This is a genomic window from Mesorhizobium sp. L103C119B0 (assembly GCF_000502235.1).
Taxonomy (GTDB): domain Bacteria; phylum Pseudomonadota; class Alphaproteobacteria; order Rhizobiales; family Rhizobiaceae; genus Mesorhizobium.
This window is the reverse complement of record NZ_AYXE01000013.1, coordinates 146,196-162,648: the sequence shown is the minus strand read 5'-3', so window position 1 is coordinate 162,648 and position 16,453 is coordinate 146,196. Positions and strand designations below refer to the sequence as shown.

The window sequence follows — 16,453 nt, the reverse complement described above, 5'->3', positions numbered from 1 at the left end:
CGCTATCTTGTCGGTCGCATGCGCTTGGCGGCACCTCCGATTGCGTTGCGGAAGGCAGCATCGAAATTTACCCCGGCGATCTCCCACTTTGTACCTTCGGGACCAAGTGGCAGGCCCCAAACCGCATGCCAGCCCGGCTCGTTGGTTTCCCAATCGAGGTGACCGACCAAGATCACGTCAGCCCCCAATCTGGATTTCAGTCTGGCCAGGCGCTCATGAGGTATTGCATCGACGTTTTCCTGCGCGACCGCCGACAGATCGGCTTCTTTTGCGAAAATGATCGGTATGGCGAATAGGGCCGAAGCATCTTCAAAGCTTGCGCGCAGGTCCGATCCGTGGACGCCATCGGCGGCGAGGCTACGCGCCATATCGGTAACCTCGATGACAAGCGCCAGCTTCGGGCGCGGCCCCAACCACGGTCTCTCACCCAGCAGCGCCATCGCATGGTCCATTCGCGTCCGGTCGAACTGGAACGTGAGATCGAACGGGCGATCGCGTGTGCCCTGCTCGTCGTGAATTGGCCTGCCGAACATGCGGTCATGGTAGGTGTAGGACCAAACCATGGCAGGTGCCCCGGTCGCCAGCGAAGCGAAGGTCGGATTGTGCACGACATCGGGATTTCCGGTCAGCTTTTGCGCTGCCAGTGCGAAACCCTCAGGGATGGCAGGGACGCGCGTTTCCTCGCGATCGCCGGTGACGATCACGCTTGAGCGATAAAGGAGATCGTCGCTTGCGTGGCCAGTGACTGCAAACGCAAACCAGGACAGGAGCGTCAACAGAGGCTTCTTCATTTGACCCGCCCTGCCCTCTTGAGTAACTGTTTAGGAGGTTACATATTGGCAGCGATGGAATCAACAGAATTTGTTCGGACCTACGTCTCGCCGCACGGACCTATGCGCATGCTGGGTGGTGCGCCCGCCCTTGACCTTGCCAACACATTGCACTGGCGCGGCGGGGCAGAGATCGACTGCATAACGAGCTATCAGGATCTGTTGGCCTTTTGCATTCGGGCCCTGTTGTTGTCGGAAACTGAAAGGCGGGTCCTCGACCGTCATGCCGTAAATCGCCCACGAGTCGCTCGCGAGGTACATCTTGAGGTGCTAAAATTGCGCGCCGCCCTCAAATCCTGGCTCAGTGTCTGTGCAAAAAACCTCGGCCGTGGTGTCGCCTCGAAACGCGTCGCCCTGCGCAGCTTTCACAAAGCGATAGGGCACGCTGGCGGCTCGGCGGGCCTTGGCGACATCTTGAACCTCCAATCCACGTCGACAAACGAAGGGCTATACCTGCCGCTGCGCCGGTCAGCAGCAGCCGCTGCCATGCTGGTGCTGTTTCCATCAGGGAAAGACATCCGGCAATGTGAGGCTGACAATTGCGGTGGCTTTTTCATCGACGACAGCCGCTCCAAACCGAGGCGCTGGTGCTCGATGGACAGTTGCGGCAACCGCGCCAAGGCGGCCCGCTACCGCCTGGCACATCGGAAGTAGCCCGGTCGAAGCGCAGAATGGAAACGTTGGGGACGGTAACCAGTCCGCAAGGGCTGCCACCGGACATTCAGGGGGACCGGGTCGCTAGTTGGTCCGACTGTCTCTATCGGTCGGGGCATGTCCGCTGTAGCAGGGGCACGCGGCAAGCGTTGCGTAACCTGGAGATATTGAACCGATGGGATAACTTGACCGTTCGAAGAAGCCATCAAAATCGGCGCACTCGTCCCTTTGACTCGCCCCGGCTCTGTTGAGGCAGGCAGACATTTGCTCGCGGGCCCTCAGCTTGCTGGTAGCGAAATCAACGGCGCTCGGTGAGGCTTTTTAATTCTAGCTTCACGGAATGTCCGCTTTCGGTGCTCCCGGAGCGGTATCAACGTCCGACGTGAGGCGCTTAGCGGTCATCAGAGTGCGATGCCAGGTTCGCGGAACTGACCTGTAGTCAATCGGCCCCATTGCTGCCATTCCGGAGAACAGGGCATGGGTCAATCTACACAAATCGTTAATTGATCGGCTCCGTCTCGCGACGTTTGCTACCAACTACCATGCAGCTGGCCATTTCGATCAAAACTTACATAGTCACGGAAGTGATGCGTTCATTGGCGCTGTTTATTAGAGGTACAGCGCCCACCTGGTTTACTGGGGAGAGATATCAACAATCTGGCACGGGTCGAGCACGATAGACATCACGCGATTCGGGAGATCCAAGTTATATTCTCCCAGCTCACCAGAGATGACAATTCCCGGTCGAATAGCCGAGACCAGCCGCAGCCGCGCGATGCTCTCTGCGTCATCTTTGGACACACGACAGAAGAATCCCTTTCCTGGCGTAAGAGCAGGTCCAACCTCGGCAGCGAGTTGGATGAGCCAAGATGATGGCTCCTCCGTGTAATCAGCAACAAAGGCCGTCATTTGAGCGACCCCTCGCTGCCGCAGCTTCGCTTCGGCTTCTCCAGCATTCAATGGGTTGGATAGGAGCACTAGGTGTTCTGCAAAGAGCTCCCGCATATCGTTATACGGCGGCAACTTTTGAGCAGCCGACCCTCCGTCCGCGTTCGACGAACTTGCGTCGGCTTGTGATACGGCGCCTATGGCTTCGCTTTTTTCGGCTTCTGCCACTTGCACACGAGATGAAATGCTCACCGGATCGAGCGTGACAATCAAATCATTGCCCGCAAGCTCTGGCGACTTTGCGACGAAATTGGCATACGGCGCGCAATTTAATACCGCACGTACGGCTGAGGCAGGCAAAGCCTCGTCCGCCCTGGTTGACGCCGATCCCGCGGTAATTTCAGTTGGCTTTCCATCAAGCTCTCCCGTCGGCAGCAAGCGCATGCGGACGGATGCCTGTCGTTTCGCATTCGCCGGAAAAGCCCAGCAATTAACGATGCTGGAACCGAGGTCGTCCAAGACCTGTCTATCGATCTCGGCTTTGGGTTTGGATGGCTGGTTACCAACCCTTGCCGCAGACGCAGACGGGGGCTGCGCACTTGTTAGAAAGGCAAGCTGAGGAGGGATGGTTTCTGGCGAAGCCATGAAGGAGACGCCCAGCGAGATAAGCCAGATCCAGATGTATTTTTGCGCCGACCTGTTTGTCACCGCTGCGCGCCTGAGGAAGTAGATGAGAGGCGTCAGGAGAACGAAGCCAACCATCATTGTGTCAGACTTAGCCAACCCGGTCTTGACCAGTTCACCACGGTCGCGAAGGGCAAGGACGAGAGTGGCCAGAGTCGCTCCGACATAGACGGCTGCCAAGGCCCCATCAGCGAGATTGCGGGTTGCGAACCAAGCCGCTAGTACGAGCACCGTGATGAGCAGAGGGGAGCCAGCAAGCAGATATGCGTAAATTTCCGAAGGCTCCGGATGCACAAACTTAGCAGTCTGGCGCCCGATCATCGGAGCTAGCTGCGGAGGTTCTACAAGCTGCGGCAGAGGTGGCGCCGACAGATCATCCCTGAAAAGGCGCGTTTGATTGGCGACTTTCCATTCCGTACCAAACTCCGCCGTCCAGACGCGAGTTTCCGGATCCACTTCGCCAGCAGCGATGATGCTTGCCAACTCGGACTCGTCTACCGGCCCGATGGGTTTTCCGTCCCGCTCGTAAAACCAAAGCGACATGTTAGTTCTCCGTGAAATCAAGGATGTTGCGCAGCTTTGCCCCGTGATGGAGCGCGCCGAGACTTGGAATTGCCGGCAGACGGTCGGTGCTGTAAAGCGGAAATGTAGAGTATACTCCGTGGTGAAATACTCGACAAGGCGCTGCTCTCTCGTTCATGACAATACGAGAGGTGCTGGCCTTCAACTTGAAGGCACTGAGACACGAGCAAGGGCTTTCGCAGGAGGAGCTTGCTCATAGGGCGGAACTCGACAGAACCTATGTGAGCTCGTTGGAGCGGAACGTCTACAGCGCTTCAATCGATGTAGTTGAGCGACTGGCCAATGCGTTAAACGTGGACGCTTCGGACCTTTTGAAACGACCGAAGACAAAGAAAATGATGTCCTAGCCACTGAGTGCTGCGCGTCGTTTTAATTCATGGCGGCCCACGCAAAAAATGGCGTCGTGCGGGATAATGTGCTGTCGTCCTTTGGGCTTCGGTCGCTCGTGGGCCATGCGGCACGCATCGAGCGAGATCCGCGCATAGCCGCTACTGTCAAAGAGGACGAGGGAGCTGCGGCTGATACGGCGGACCACCGTCCAATGGTTGAGCGAGCCGAAGACTGACAACACTACGGCCTGACCTGGTTGTCCAACCCAATCGCCAAGTCGACGCAAGAGCTCTTCAAAACATGGTTGTTCGTCTCGGCCGAGCATAGATTTGGCTCGGATGGTCAGATCGTGTTCAGTCGCCAGATGCAGAATTGCGGCCTTTAGCAAATACCTTAAAGGCTGTGTATCAATACCGTTCGACGCGGCGTGGGCCGCACCTACTGACCGATCAACGGCCTCCACCAGTGCCACAAAAAGATCTTGCCAATCGCGTTGGCGTAAAAGAGTTGCTTGAACGCCAAGCACCAACCGGATCGCGTTTACGACAGCATAAACTCCACAGAGGCCATCGAGCTCGCCCTGTCGAAAGGGAAGAGGAGTGAGATGAGCCATCACACCTCCTCCGTCGTGGGTTTCGCGGGCCGGAGGGACAGTCGACTGCAATGGGTCTTCAACCCGCACCACTCGAGCTGACAGGGAAGGGTGTCGCGTATGTTGTTACCATTGCAGACGGCCAGCTGGTCGGCAGCACAAAATCGCCAGACAGCGTGCTGAAGCGATCGAGGTGAGATTGAACCGGCGGGAGTAGATAGCCGGGCTGCCAGGTCGCGCAGGATCGTCTCGCAGCTCGCCGGGCCGTAACATCGTTCACCATAGAGGTGATCGCCTTCATAGGCTGACAAAGTGCCAGTCCGGTGAAGAAAGTTATGCACCAGCGAGTCGACCACGACGACTGATGCGCCGACGGCGTGCCATCGTTCGCGATCGGGACCAGCGTTGAGGAGGATTTGTGAGAGCATCATGCCGGCAAGCTTGCGTGAGACGCCAACGACTTGCGTGAAAGCCGCCAGAAGCTCTTCGCGCCCGGCGGAGACCGGGTCTTCGCCGGTGTTGGTCACATCGAGCAATCGGTCGATAAAAGCAACTAGATCGCCACTGCATTCGTCGCGGATGAACAGATAAAGCGAGAAAGCTTGCTCGTTAAGAACACCCTTCCTCAATGCCAGCTTGGGCACAGGGCACGTGGCCAGGCTGTCGGGATTTGCGCAGGTCTGAGCGACCTTGCGATAACGGCAACCGCGATAGCTATCAAAGTCGACCAGCTTCGGGCAGAGCTCCTGCTCGCTGGAACGTCCCTCCCTGCTGAGCGCATCGGTGACGCCGTACCATTCGGCGTTGCCGTGCTTTTCGATATAAGCGCGGGCGTGTGAGTCACGGATCCCCTGGTAGCTAAAACCGTCAATCAGAGACCGGTACAGCCAGGAGGTATCGGAATTGGCAATGGCCTCTGACGCATCTGAGGATTGGCCGAGCGCCAATGGATCAATGCCATGATGTTTTGACTGGGCTGGCAGAGAGACCAGCGCTGCCATCATCGGCCGGGCGTCATCAATTGTTTTCACCATCGTCATGCGCCTCTCAATATTCATCGGCGCGCATGACGGTCATGACGCGAGAGGTGACGTTTCGGTCGGAGGCATCGGGTGAAAGAGACTGCCGGTTCAGGTCGTAATAGTCGATTTTCCAGATGATTTTGACGCCGTCGACGGTCATGACAGCACAGTCATGCTCGCCGTTGGGGTCGTTCTCCGGTGTGAAAGCATCGAAGGCGGCGATTGCGGCGATGGTCTTCGTTACGGCCGATGCGCCAAGGCCGGCGATACCAGCGGTAATGACAATTGTTCCGCCGAGACGTCTGATCCTAAGGTCGTCGTTGAGTTGACGGATTTTGACTAGGTTTTCATCGAGCATTCCGCGGATCATTTCGATATCAGCCGGCAACATTCCCTTGTCTTTCTCGGTCATGAGCTTTTCCTTTCTTGAGCACGAGCGAAGGCGGCACGGCAGCGATTGCTGCCGAGGCGAAGGTGATTGGATGGTCAGTGGGGGTTAGAGGAGACGCATCAGCTTGCGTTGGGCGGTAGCGTCGCCGTCGATGTAGGATTGGGTGGTATTCAGCGACTTGTGGCCGGCCAGCTGCTGAACGTCGCGCAACGAGCCGCCGGCCTTATGGATCATTCGAGCAGCATGGGTGATAAATGTCCGGCGGCCCGAATGTGATGAGCAGCCGTCGAGGCTTAGATCGCCATAGACACGAGCAAACCAATTGACGATGGTTTTAGCACTCATTCGGTCTCTGCGTTCGGATACGATGACTGGCCCGGTCAGGTCGGCACCGCGAACGAGTTGCTTGAGCGCCTGGCTGATCTCAGGATGCATCGGAATGCGTCGACCGCTTCCTTTCTTCGCCGCCCACCCAGGCAACTCGATCAATAGCGCGATTTTGCCATTCGCTGTCGATTCCATCGACCAATCGAGGGCAGCGATTTCGCAGGCTCGAAGGCCAGCACGAAAACTCAAAAGTACGATTACACGATTTCTCAGCGGCAGTCGGCTTCGCTTGCTCCAAGTCAGAAGCGCGCGCAGTTCCGACGGCCGCAGCAACTTTGCTGGCTGACCTCGCATGTTGAATTCCTTGTGTGTTTGGTGGCGGTTGAAACGGCCGGCTATCTTCGACAAAGCTCAACCAGTTGACACAACCATGATAACACATTTACGAGTTAAACGCAACTTAAGATTGCACAATCACCTTTTGGCGGAATTAATGTGCCTTCGGCGGGCGACGTTCCCGCCGAAGGCAACCGAGGTTCAAGCGCTCGGTGCAGCAAGCGCTACGCGGCGCCGCGATGTACTAAACGACGGCAGGTTCGGCCAATCACGCCACGACAACGTTAAGCGGTCGCTGGAGGGATCGGCGGCAAGGACAACGGCCTCCCACCAGCCGTCCTCGCGGCCGACCGTGGCAAGCACAGTCGAGCCGACGACAATACTAGACCAAAGATCCAGCTGTTGCGCCGGTGCCGTGACGGGAGGCTGGTCGGCGGCGCTGCCGGCATCGGCTGGTCGCAGCTCATGCTCGGTGCCGATCAAAGCCGCGAACTTTTCGTAGACATCGTGTTTTACAAACACACATACGACCTTGCCGGCCGGGGACACTCGACCGGCCGGTATCTCCTTTGCCAGGGCGACAAGCTCGTCGTTCGACGGGACTACCACGGCGACACCTTGCGCATGTGCGACAGTAAGAGCTGCGCCAATCGCATCCCCCGCGAACGTGCACGCACGCGGTCTGCCTTCAACGGTACCGTCAAGAATAACGGCAAATTTCTCCATCTCAATCTCCATTGCTTTTTATTTAGTCACAATAGAACATAGCATGAACAAGCGGAAAAGTCAAATATAGATGTAAATATGACTGGAGCAATACGCCGGAAAACCGAATAAATGCTCCTCAGAGAGGCTAATCGGTGAATTAAGCACCTGATACTGGCTACTCTGAGCCGAGCGCAAGCTTCCGACGATTTCCGAAACGGAAAGGGGGCACTGAAGGCGCCCTTTTCACATGCTCGGGCTTGCGATCGAAGATAGTGATTGAATTAGGGCGCAATCATCCGAGCGGCAGGGAGATAAGGTAGGCGCAACCAGTGGCGTTTCGTTCTGCGCTGCGGCTTGCGAATTTGAGAGTACTGTGCAGCAATTTCTACGTAGGTCGGCGTTTCGTGACCTACCCTGATGCTGCCGTTCCACGGGAGCGCGTTGGAGCTATTGTTCCGCCCTCTTGAACGCCTAACCTCAAGCCCCAACTTTTGATGATGGGATGTGCGGCGGCAACCCTATCGCTTACCAAACGGAAAGGCGGGCATCAGTGTCGAGCTCAGTGTTACGCGTGATCCTCGGCGATCAGCTGTCATCGATCCTAGAGATTGTTCGCGAGGCGACAAGAATGCCGACGTCTTTCTGATGGCGGAGGTACCTCGATCACTGCCAAGGGGGTGTATTCCGCGACGGGTCGGCAGATCCAACGGTCATCGACAGCCTTTGCCAGTTCAGCGGCCTATCGTCACAGATTGATCTGCAGCTTCACGTCTCCGGGCCGTCCTTCCGCAGCGCGCTCGAATGCGGCAATGCTCTGTTCGAACGGGAACGTCGCGCTGATCAGCGGCTTGAGGTCCACTTTTCCGGAAGCGATCATGGCCAGCGCCCGATCGAAGACATTAGCATATCGAAACACTGTCTCGATGCGAATTTCCTTCGTTTGAAACGATGATACATCGATGGCAACCGGGGTGACCGGCATGCCGACCAGCACCAGACAGCCACCCGGCCGGATCAGGTCGTGAATGCCACCATAGGCATTCGGTGCACCGCTTGCCTCGACCACCACGTCCGCGCCCCACCCGTCCGTTGCCTTGGCGATGGCGTCTGCCAGTCGCGCATTCCGAACGTTGACCGTCGAAACGCCTGGATAGCGCGCGGCAATGGCGAGCTTCTCGTCGACGATGTCGGAAACTATGACGCGGGAGCAACCACCGGCGAGCATCGCCAGCGCCGCCATGATGCCGATTGGCCCGCCGCCCGTGACGACAGCCACATCGCCGGGCTGGATCTTTGCCTTCACAGCCGCCTGCAGCCCGACCGCGAAAGGCTCGACCATAGCTGCCTCCGCGAACGAGACATTGTCGGCCAGCTTGTAGGTGAAGGCGGCGGGATGGACGACTTCAGGGGTGAGAACGCCGTGGACCGGCGGGGTGGCCCAGAACACCACGGTCGGGTCGATGTTGTAGAGTCCGAGTTTGGATGCCCGCGACGACAGATCGGGAATACCCGGCTCCATGCAGACGCGATCGCCTATCCTGAGCGCCGTGACCTCGCCGCCCACCTCGATCACCGTGCCTGCCGCCTCATGGCCGAGCACCATCGGTGCGTTGACGACGAAAGGACCGATCCGGCCGTGCGTATAGTAATGCACGTCGCTGCCGCATACGCCGACAGTGTCGATCCTGATCTTGACGTCGGTCGGCCCGACATCGAGCGGCAGGTCAATCTCCCGCAGGCTCAGTTCGTGCTGCTTTTCGAGAACCAGGGCTAGCATGACCTCACTCCATTCAAAATTTCTGTTGTCGCACCGCGATCGTCAGACGAGCATTCGGTTCGCAGCATAGACCCGCGCCTGCCGCGCTGAAAGCGCTGCCCACGCGCTTGCCGTGGAGAGATCAGGCTCGATCTCGCCGGCGGTGCGTGTCATACCCTCTGCCGCGGTCTGCAGGCTCTGATACCATCCTGCCCCGACCGCCGCGTAGATGCCCGCGCCAAGGGCGGATGCTTCGTTAGAGAGGCTGAGGGTCACCGGAATCGACGTCGAGTCGGCAATCATCTTGAGCCAGACAGGATTGCTGGCTCCGCCGCCGATCGCCAGAATCCGCTCCGTGGCCAAGCGCTTGTCGCGCACCGCGACAAGCGAGCGCGCGAATTCGAGCGTGATGGCTTCCAGGCAGGCGCGATAGAGATGAGCGGTCGTGTGTTCGGGCGCCATGCCGGTGAAAGTCGCTCGCGCGTCTTCATCCCAGTGCGGGTCCATGCAGCCGACGAGATAGGAGCATACCGAGACGCCATCCGAACCGACCGGGATCGAAGCCGCCGCCTCGTCAAGTTTCGCAAAAACCCTTTGATCGCTACGGCCCCCGGCGAAATTGTCGATGAACCAGTTGAGGAAGAAGGCGCCGGAGCGCTGGCACGATTCCAGGAGGTAGCCTTCGCCTGTCGGCGAAATCAGGGTTCGCCAGAAACGGCTGAGTTCCGGCTGAGCCGCCCAAACGCCGCTGACCACCGCCGTGCCGAGATTGAGATAAACAATGCCGGGCCGCACCGCGTTCACGCCGAGCGATGCGCAATGGCCGTCGCCGCCAGCCGCGAAAATCGGTGTCCCTTCTCTCAAACCCGTCTCGGCCGCGGCCGAAGCGTGGATCGTGCCGGCCTGCCGACCCGGCGCGAGAACGTCGGGGAGTTGGTTCTTCCGGATTTTGAGGTGATCGAGCAGCGGGCGCGACCATGATTTCTCGCGGATATCGAAAATGCCGAATGGATCCGCGCTCGTCCAGGTCGCGTGCGAGGTTCCGGTAAGATGCCGAAGCAGGAAGCCGTTGACGTCGAGAATGAGATGCGCCTTGTCCAGAAGTTCAGGCGTATGCCTGCGCATATGAGCGAGCCTGTAGAGGCAGGGGATGACGCCAACCGGCTTGCCTGAAATGCCGTGCAGCGTCTCGGCGCCGAACACGTCGCTGAGTTCCTGCGTCATCGCCTGCGCGCGCCGGTCGAGCCACAGCGTTGCCGGGGCGAGCGGACGGTTTTGCTCGTCGACGAGAACCATGGTCTCGCGCTGGTTCGAGATTGCGACGCCGTCGATGCTGGCCGGGTCGATGGCAGCCGTCACGGCCTTCAGCGCGGTACGGGTGGCCACCCACCATTGGTCGGCGTCCTGCTCGGCATGCAGAGGCCGGGGCAGGCTGATGTCGAGCGGCGCGCGGCCCTCGGCCGCGGGCAAGCCGTCGCGCGTCCATGCGATGGCCTTGACGGACTGCGTCGACGAGTCGATTCCGACGACGTATCGGGTGTCTTTCGCCATGGTCTCCTCCTCCAGGGCTTCAGATTGTCAGGCCGTAAGCGCCTCGGCGGTCGCGGCATCGGTTATGAAATGGGTCACATAGCCGCCCTTCAAAGCGGCAAGAATGGCAGGCAACTTGGATTTCCCGCCCGCGACGCACACTTTAATCGGCACTTGGGCTAGTTCCTCCAACTCGATGCCGACCATTCGATCGTCCAGCTCGCCGGACATCGGCTTGCCGTCGCGGTCGATGAACCTGCCGATGATGACGGCAGTGGCGCCGCGCGCGACATAGGCGTCCATCTCCGTTTGTGTCGCGATATTGGAGGCCCGCACCGTGCTGCGCGGCCCGATGTCGCCGACGCCGAACAGGATGAGATTGGCCGAGTGGATAAGTTCGAACTGCTTCAGGAGCACGGGCTCGGCGAGAAGCTGTCGCTTGAGCGAAGGCGTCGACAGAACCGCTGGCGCGAGCAAGTTCACGCAGCGCGCCGCGATCCGCCGCGACAGAAGCGACGTGCACAGTTCTGGCGAGAAATCCGGGCTGCCCGTCGAACTTCCAGAGACCTGAACGACCGTCAAGCCCTCCAGCGCGGCGGGAAGCGAAACCGAATCGGCTACTGCAAGAACCGTTTGCCCCCAGGCCACGCCGATCGTATCGCCAGGCCTGATCATTTCGGCCAACACTCTGCCCCCGGCATCGCCGAGTCGCTTCACTAGCGCGGCATCGTCGCCCGTCGGGATGACAAACGCCCCTTCCAAACCGAACCGCTCCTTGAGGCGACGCGCCAGCAACGTCCGCCCGCCCGCCTCGCTGCTGATCCTAACTGTCACGATGCCACGCGCGCGTGCTTCCTGGAGGTAGTTGACGATCGTCGCGCGTGAGACGCCAAGCATCTTTGCGATCTCGCTCTGGGTCATCTCGTCGGCATAGTAGAGCCAGGCCGCCCAGACGATCGCATCGTCGAATTCGGTCGGGATTACCGCCGCCGGGGCGAGGGTCGCGAGACGGGAACTGGTCGGGATCGCTTCGCGCTTCATGGCAAGTTCATCGAATATAATCGGACTTATGTCAATTGTGACTGGCAAGTGTCTTGACATATGCCACATCTCGATATCTTTTGTCGTGGCAGAATCTCTAAGGCATTCTCATGAACATGGCAGCGCCCTTCGCTTCATCATCGCCGCCCTCCGGCATCGACTGGTCGGAGCTCATCGGTGAGATCGTCGCCGGTCGTTGGGTCAATCCCGAGACCGGCTTGATCAAGACGGTTCCATACGAGTCCGTCGTGATCGCCGATAGCCTCGAAGGCCGCGAGGCGGACCTCGTTCGGGCACTCAAGCTTGGCACCAGTTTCAAAGTGGTTGCCGACGCAGCGACCTATGACGCCATGGGCGGGCGGATCGCAAAGGCGCTCAAGGCGCTCGGTTCCGTCGATACGCTGATCCTCGACAATCCACATGCCGACATCGCCACGGCGACGCGCCTCGCAGACGATCTGAGGGGCGTCGGGGCCGTCGTTGCAGTGGGCTCGGGAACCATCAACGATCTTTGCAAATACGTCACCGGCCTCGATGGCCGGCGCTACTGCGTCTTCGGCACCGCTGCGTCCATGAACGGCTATACCTCGACCACCGCCTCGATGACGCTCGAGAGCGGGCTGAAGGTTTCCCTGCCCTCGCACGCCCCGGCAGGCTTCTTTGCGGATCTTGGCGTGTCTGCCGCCGCTCCCAAGCACCTCGCCGCCGCCGGTTTCGCAGACTGCCTGGTGCGCTCCGTCGCGCAGGTGGACTGGTGGCTTTCGCATCGCCTTTTTTCGACGCTCTATGCCACGTTGCCATTTCTCATCCAGGACAAGGACGAAGCCGAGCTCAACGCTCGCGCCGCACTCCTGCCAAAAGGCGACATGGCCGCTCACGGCTATCTGTACCGCGTGCTGACGCTATGTGGGCTTGGGGTCTCGTTCACCGGCATGTCGAACCATGGTTCGATGGGCGAGCATCAGGTGTCGCACTACATCGATTGTTTCGCCGGAAAGCGGCATCCAGGCACCCTGCATGGTCAGCAGGTTGGCGTCGCCACCCTCACCATGGCGCGGCTGCAGCAGACCATGCTTGCCAGCGAAACGCCGCCGCTTGTCCGCCCAACGCGCATCGATCCGCAGGACATGGCGCGACGCATGGGCACTGAGGCGGCCGCGCAGTGCTATGCCGAGATTGCTCCAAAGCTCCTCGACGCAGCCGGTGCCGAGGCGCTGAACGAGACGCTCGTTACTCTGTGGCCAGAGTTGCGGCAGGAACTCCTGGCCTTCACGCTGCCGGTTGCCGAAATGGTCCGCCTTCTCACTGCCGCAGGCGGTCCGCTGACGGCAGCCGATCTCGGACTTCCCGTCGACTTCTACCGCGAGGCGGTGGTCCATTGTCGCGAGATGCGCAACCGTTACTCCTTCCTTGACCTCGCCGCCGACAGTGGCCTCCTCGAAGATTTCGCGGCCGGGGAGCTCTAAGAGAATGCGTCCGCTCGCAGACATGCCCGTCGAGGTTGCTGCCAGGATCGCGGTTGTGTTCTGCGATATCGACGACACCCTGACCCACGATGGCGTGCTTCCCGCTTCGGCCTATGCCGCTCTCGAGGCACTCTCGGCAGCAGGCATCGCGGTCGCGCCGATCACCGGCCGTCCGGCGGGCTGGTGCGACATGATTGCCCGGATGTGGCCTATCGACGGGGTCGTCGGGGAGAATGGCGCCTTCTACTTCGCCTATGATCGATCCGCGCGGCGCATGCGTCGTGTTTTCGCCGTCGAAACTCAGCAAAGGGCGGTCGACCGCGCTCGGCTTGCAGCGCTCGGAGAACGCATCCTGAGCGCGGTGCCAGGCTGCGCCATCGCCTCCGACCAGCTTTACCGCGAGGCCGATCTGGCGATCGATTTCTGCGAAGACGTGCCGCCGCTGCCTCTCGAGGCGGCTGGCCGCATCCAGGCGATGTTCGAAGCGGAAGGCGCCGTCGCCAAGATATCTTCCATCCATGTCAACGGGTGGTTCGGCGCCTACGACAAGCTGTCGACCGCGCGGCGCTTTGCGGCGGACATTCTCGGGTTCGATATCGACCGAGATCGCGACCTTGCCGTCTTCGTCGGCGACAGCCCCAATGACGCCCCCATGTTCGGCTTCTTCCCGAATGCCTGCGGTGTCTCCAACGTGCTGGCATTTCGCGACGCGATCGATGCCTTGCCCGCCTTCGTGTCCCGCGGACCTGGTGGCGAGGGCTTCGTGGAAGTCGCCAACACGATCCTGCAAGGCGCCAGTCACGATCGGTGGCAGCATGAACGCAGTCTATGACATCGCGATCATCGGCGGTGGCGTGAACGGCTGCGGCATTGCACGCGACGCCGCAGGTCGCGGGCTCTCAGTCTATCTGTGCGAGATGGGCGACATCGGAGGAGCCACGTCCTCGGCCTCCACCAAACTCATCCATGGTGGTCTCCGCTATCTGGAGCACTATGATTTCAAACTTGTTCGGCATGCGCTGACCGAGCGCGAGACTTTGTGGGGAATCGCACCGCACATCATCTGGCCGATGCGGTTCGTGCTTCCCCATCGCAAGGGTCTGCGTCCAGCCTGGCTGCTGCGGCTCGGCCTGTTCATCTACGACCATCTCGGCGGGCGCAAGCGGCTGCCGCCTACGAAGACGCTGCGGTTGCGCAGCGATATTTCTGGCGAGCCGCTGCGCCATCGATCCTCGATTGGTTTCGAGTATTCGGACTGCTGGGTACAGGACAACCGATTGGTCGTTCTCAATGCGGCTGACGCGGAGAGCAAGGGCGCGTCGATCAACCCGCGCACACGCTGCCTGGCGGCGCGGCGTGAACGCGGGCTGTGGATCGTCGTCGTGGAAGATGTCGAGACCGGTGAACGGCGGACCATCCGCGCGCGCAGCCTAGTGAATGCGGCGGGTCCATGGGCTGGTGACGTGATCGAGCGTGCCGGCGTCCTGGCTGACGGCAAGCTGCGGCTTGTGCGCGGCTCGCATATCGTGGTTCCGAAGATCTACGACCACGATCGCTGCTACATCTTCCAGCAGCCGGACGGGCGCATCGTCTTCGCAATCCCCTATGAGGACGACTTCACCCTCATAGGCACGACCGATGTCGATCAGGCGGGTCCGGCAGATGAGGTGCGCGCCTCGGCGGCCGAGATCGATTATCTATGCAGCGCCGCGTCCGGCTATTTCCGCGAGCCGGTCACCACCGATGCAGTCGTCTGGTCCTATTCCGGGGTGCGCGCGCTTTACGACGATGGTTCTGCCGACGCGAAGTCCACGACGCGTGATTACGTGCTTTCGCTCGATGTGCCGGCAGGGACCGCGCCGCTGCTCACGGTTTTCGGCGGCAAGATCACGACTTACCGCTGCCTCGCCGAGGATGCCCTCGGTCGTCTGGCTGGATTGTTTCCGGATGTCGCACGTCATGCCGGCTGGACGGCGACCAAGGCACTGTCAGGCGGCGATTTCCCGATCGACGGCGCCGAGCAGCTCGCCTGGCGCCTGCGTGAGGACTACCCGTTTCTCGACCCGCGCGAGGCACGGCGGCTTGTACGCCATTATGGTACGCGGGCTCGCGTCATTTTGGGAAACGCACGCGTGGAAGCCGACCTTGGCCGAATTTTCGGCTGCAGCCTGTCGGAGGCCGAGGTCTGCTATCTTATCGACTTCGAGTTTGCGCGCACAGCCGAGGACGTGGTTTGGCGAAGAACCAAATCGGGGCTGCGGATGTCGGCGCAGGAAATTGAGGAACTCGACGGCTGGATGAGGAACCGGTCGGCGAGTGCTGCGGGAACGGGTCTGCGCCTGGCTATCTAGGCGATAGAAGGAGTGACGCGGAGCTAGTCCCGCTTCACAAGGAATGCTCCCCGCCGGGGAGTTGGGAGGAGACATTTATGGCGGTCGCGCAGATCAAGCGCCTCTCGATATCGGACTCGCCCGTGCCGTGGCTGCTGCCGCTTGTCGCGTTCCTGATCGTCTTCACCATTTACCCGCTGATCTACAATATCTGGCTGTCCTTCCACGAGTTCGTGCCGAAGAAGCGCGCGCTTGCGTTCGTTGGTTTCCAGAATTGGCAGCAGATCTGGGTGGACACGCGATTCTGGAGTTCGCTTGGCGTCACCTTCGTCTACTTCGCCATCGCGCTGGTGATCGAGCTGACGCTCGGCATGGCGATCGCGATGCTGCTCGACGCGGAACTGCCGGGTTTCGGCGCCCTTAGAGCCATTCTGTCGATGACGCTTGTCATCCCGCCGGCCATCGCCGGCATGATGTTCCTGCTCCTCCAGGATCCGCAATTCGGTGTCATCACCTATGCGCTGGATTCGCTGGGCTTGCTCGACAAGTCACATCCGATCCTCGCCAGTTCCAGCACTGCGCTGGCAGGGGTTCTGCTCGCGGAGATCTGGCAATGGACGCCATTCATAGTGCTGATCTTCATTGCCGGCCTGCGCTCGCTGCCTTCCGAGCCATACGAGGCGGCGATGATTGACGGCGCCAGTTCCTGGCAGACGTTCCGGCGGCTTACGCTCCCGATGATGTCGCGGGTCATCGCGGTGGCGGTGCTGCTGCGCGGAATCGATCTGTTCCGCGTCTTCGACTACGTCTTCACGATGACTTCGGGCGGTCCGGGCACCGCCACCTATTCGCTGAGCTATTACGCGTGGCAACAGACCTTCAGCTTCACCAAGTGGGGTTACGGCGCGACGCTCAGCCTGGTCAGCCTCTTCATGGTTATCGTCATGGCCAACATATTCATCAAAGTCTTCAAGGTGCGGTGGTAA

General features: G+C 60.2%; 16 protein-coding genes. 6 read left to right on the top strand and 10 right to left on the bottom strand.

Annotated features, from left to right (window positions below; genetic code table 11):
* Positions 1-2 precede the first annotated feature (2 nt).
* Complete coding sequence (locus X728_RS1000000171715; RefSeq protein WP_023832310.1) at positions 3-791, bottom strand: DUF2066 domain-containing protein; 789 nt, start codon at positions 789-791, stop codon at positions 3-5.
* 54 nt (positions 792-845) lie between these two features.
* On the opposite strand from X728_RS1000000171715, the gene X728_RS145430 reads away from it, so the two are divergent.
* Positions 846-1,484: a CGNR zinc finger domain-containing protein gene (locus X728_RS145430; RefSeq protein ID WP_081732449.1), complete on the top strand. Its 639-nt coding sequence runs from the start codon at positions 846-848 to the stop codon at positions 1,482-1,484.
* Positions 1,485-2,117: 633 nt separating this feature from the next.
* Here X728_RS145430 and X728_RS145435 read toward each other — a convergent pair.
* On the bottom strand, positions 2,118-3,599 hold the full coding sequence (locus X728_RS145435; RefSeq protein WP_023832308.1) for a DUF4339 domain-containing protein: 1,482 nt from the start codon (positions 3,597-3,599) through the stop codon (positions 2,118-2,120).
* A gap of 155 nt (positions 3,600-3,754) precedes the next feature.
* Here X728_RS145435 and X728_RS145440 point away from each other — a divergent pair, with 155 nt between their 5' ends.
* A complete protein-coding gene (locus X728_RS145440; protein WP_023832307.1) occupies positions 3,755-3,985 on the top strand; it encodes a helix-turn-helix transcriptional regulator in 231 nt (76 codons plus the stop codon).
* Here the strand turns inward: X728_RS145440 and X728_RS1000000170450 are convergent.
* The 8 genes from X728_RS1000000170450 to X728_RS145465 all read right to left on the bottom strand — a co-directional run bounded on the left by X728_RS1000000170450 (position 3,982) and on the right by X728_RS145465 (position 11,671).
* Positions 3,982-4,581, bottom strand: coding sequence for a hypothetical protein (locus tag X728_RS1000000170450; RefSeq protein ID WP_023832306.1), 600 nt, complete (start codon positions 4,579-4,581; stop codon positions 3,982-3,984). The genes X728_RS145440 and X728_RS1000000170450 overlap by 4 nt on opposite strands.
* Positions 4,581-5,600, bottom strand: coding sequence for a hypothetical protein (locus tag X728_RS1000000167910; protein WP_050589941.1), 1,020 nt, complete (start codon positions 5,598-5,600; stop codon positions 4,581-4,583). Before X728_RS1000000167910 ends, X728_RS1000000170450 begins: the two co-directional genes overlap by 1 nt.
* 7 nt (positions 5,601-5,607) lie before the next feature.
* Entirely contained in the window at positions 5,608-5,994 is a 387-nt protein-coding gene (locus X728_RS145450; protein ID WP_245266178.1) for a DUF3768 domain-containing protein, read from the bottom strand.
* Between the two features lie 84 nt (positions 5,995-6,078).
* Complete coding sequence (locus X728_RS0135630) at positions 6,079-6,708, bottom strand: site-specific integrase (protein WP_245266177.1); 630 nt, start codon at positions 6,706-6,708, stop codon at positions 6,079-6,081.
* 129 nt (positions 6,709-6,837) lie between these two features.
* Positions 6,838-7,362 carry a hypothetical protein gene (locus tag X728_RS0135625; protein WP_155924008.1) on the bottom strand — a complete coding sequence of 175 codons (525 nt, stop codon included), beginning with the start codon at positions 7,360-7,362 and terminating at the stop codon, positions 6,838-6,840.
* Positions 7,363-8,089: 727 nt separating this feature from the next.
* Positions 8,090-9,121, bottom strand: a complete 1,032-nt coding sequence (locus X728_RS145455; protein WP_023832302.1) for an NAD(P)-dependent alcohol dehydrogenase — start codon at positions 9,119-9,121, stop codon at positions 8,090-8,092.
* A 42-nt stretch (positions 9,122-9,163) separates the two neighbouring features.
* On the bottom strand, positions 9,164-10,651 hold the full coding sequence (locus tag X728_RS145460; protein WP_023832301.1) for an FGGY-family carbohydrate kinase: 1,488 nt from the start codon (positions 10,649-10,651) through the stop codon (positions 9,164-9,166).
* A 27-nt stretch (positions 10,652-10,678) separates the two neighbouring features.
* Positions 10,679-11,671: a sugar-binding transcriptional regulator gene (locus tag X728_RS145465; protein WP_050589940.1), complete on the bottom strand. Its 993-nt coding sequence runs from the start codon at positions 11,669-11,671 to the stop codon at positions 10,679-10,681.
* 110 nt (positions 11,672-11,781) lie between these two features.
* Between X728_RS145465 and X728_RS145470 the strand changes: the two genes are divergently transcribed.
* From X728_RS145470 to X728_RS145485, 4 genes are all read left to right on the top strand, one after another.
* Positions 11,782-13,137: an iron-containing alcohol dehydrogenase gene (locus tag X728_RS145470; protein WP_023832299.1), complete on the top strand. Its 1,356-nt coding sequence runs from the start codon at positions 11,782-11,784 to the stop codon at positions 13,135-13,137.
* Between the two features lie 4 nt (positions 13,138-13,141).
* Positions 13,142-13,969: an HAD-IIB family hydrolase gene (locus X728_RS145475; RefSeq protein WP_023832298.1), complete on the top strand. Its 828-nt coding sequence runs from the start codon at positions 13,142-13,144 to the stop codon at positions 13,967-13,969.
* The gene (gene glpD / locus X728_RS145480) at positions 13,953-15,488 is read left to right on the top strand and encodes a glycerol-3-phosphate dehydrogenase (protein WP_023832297.1); all 1,536 of its coding nucleotides are present in this window, start codon (positions 13,953-13,955) and stop codon (positions 15,486-15,488) included. Before X728_RS145475 ends, glpD begins: the two co-directional genes overlap by 17 nt.
* A 77-nt stretch (positions 15,489-15,565) precedes the next feature.
* Complete coding sequence (locus X728_RS145485) at positions 15,566-16,453, top strand: sugar ABC transporter permease (protein WP_023832296.1); 888 nt, start codon at positions 15,566-15,568, stop codon at positions 16,451-16,453.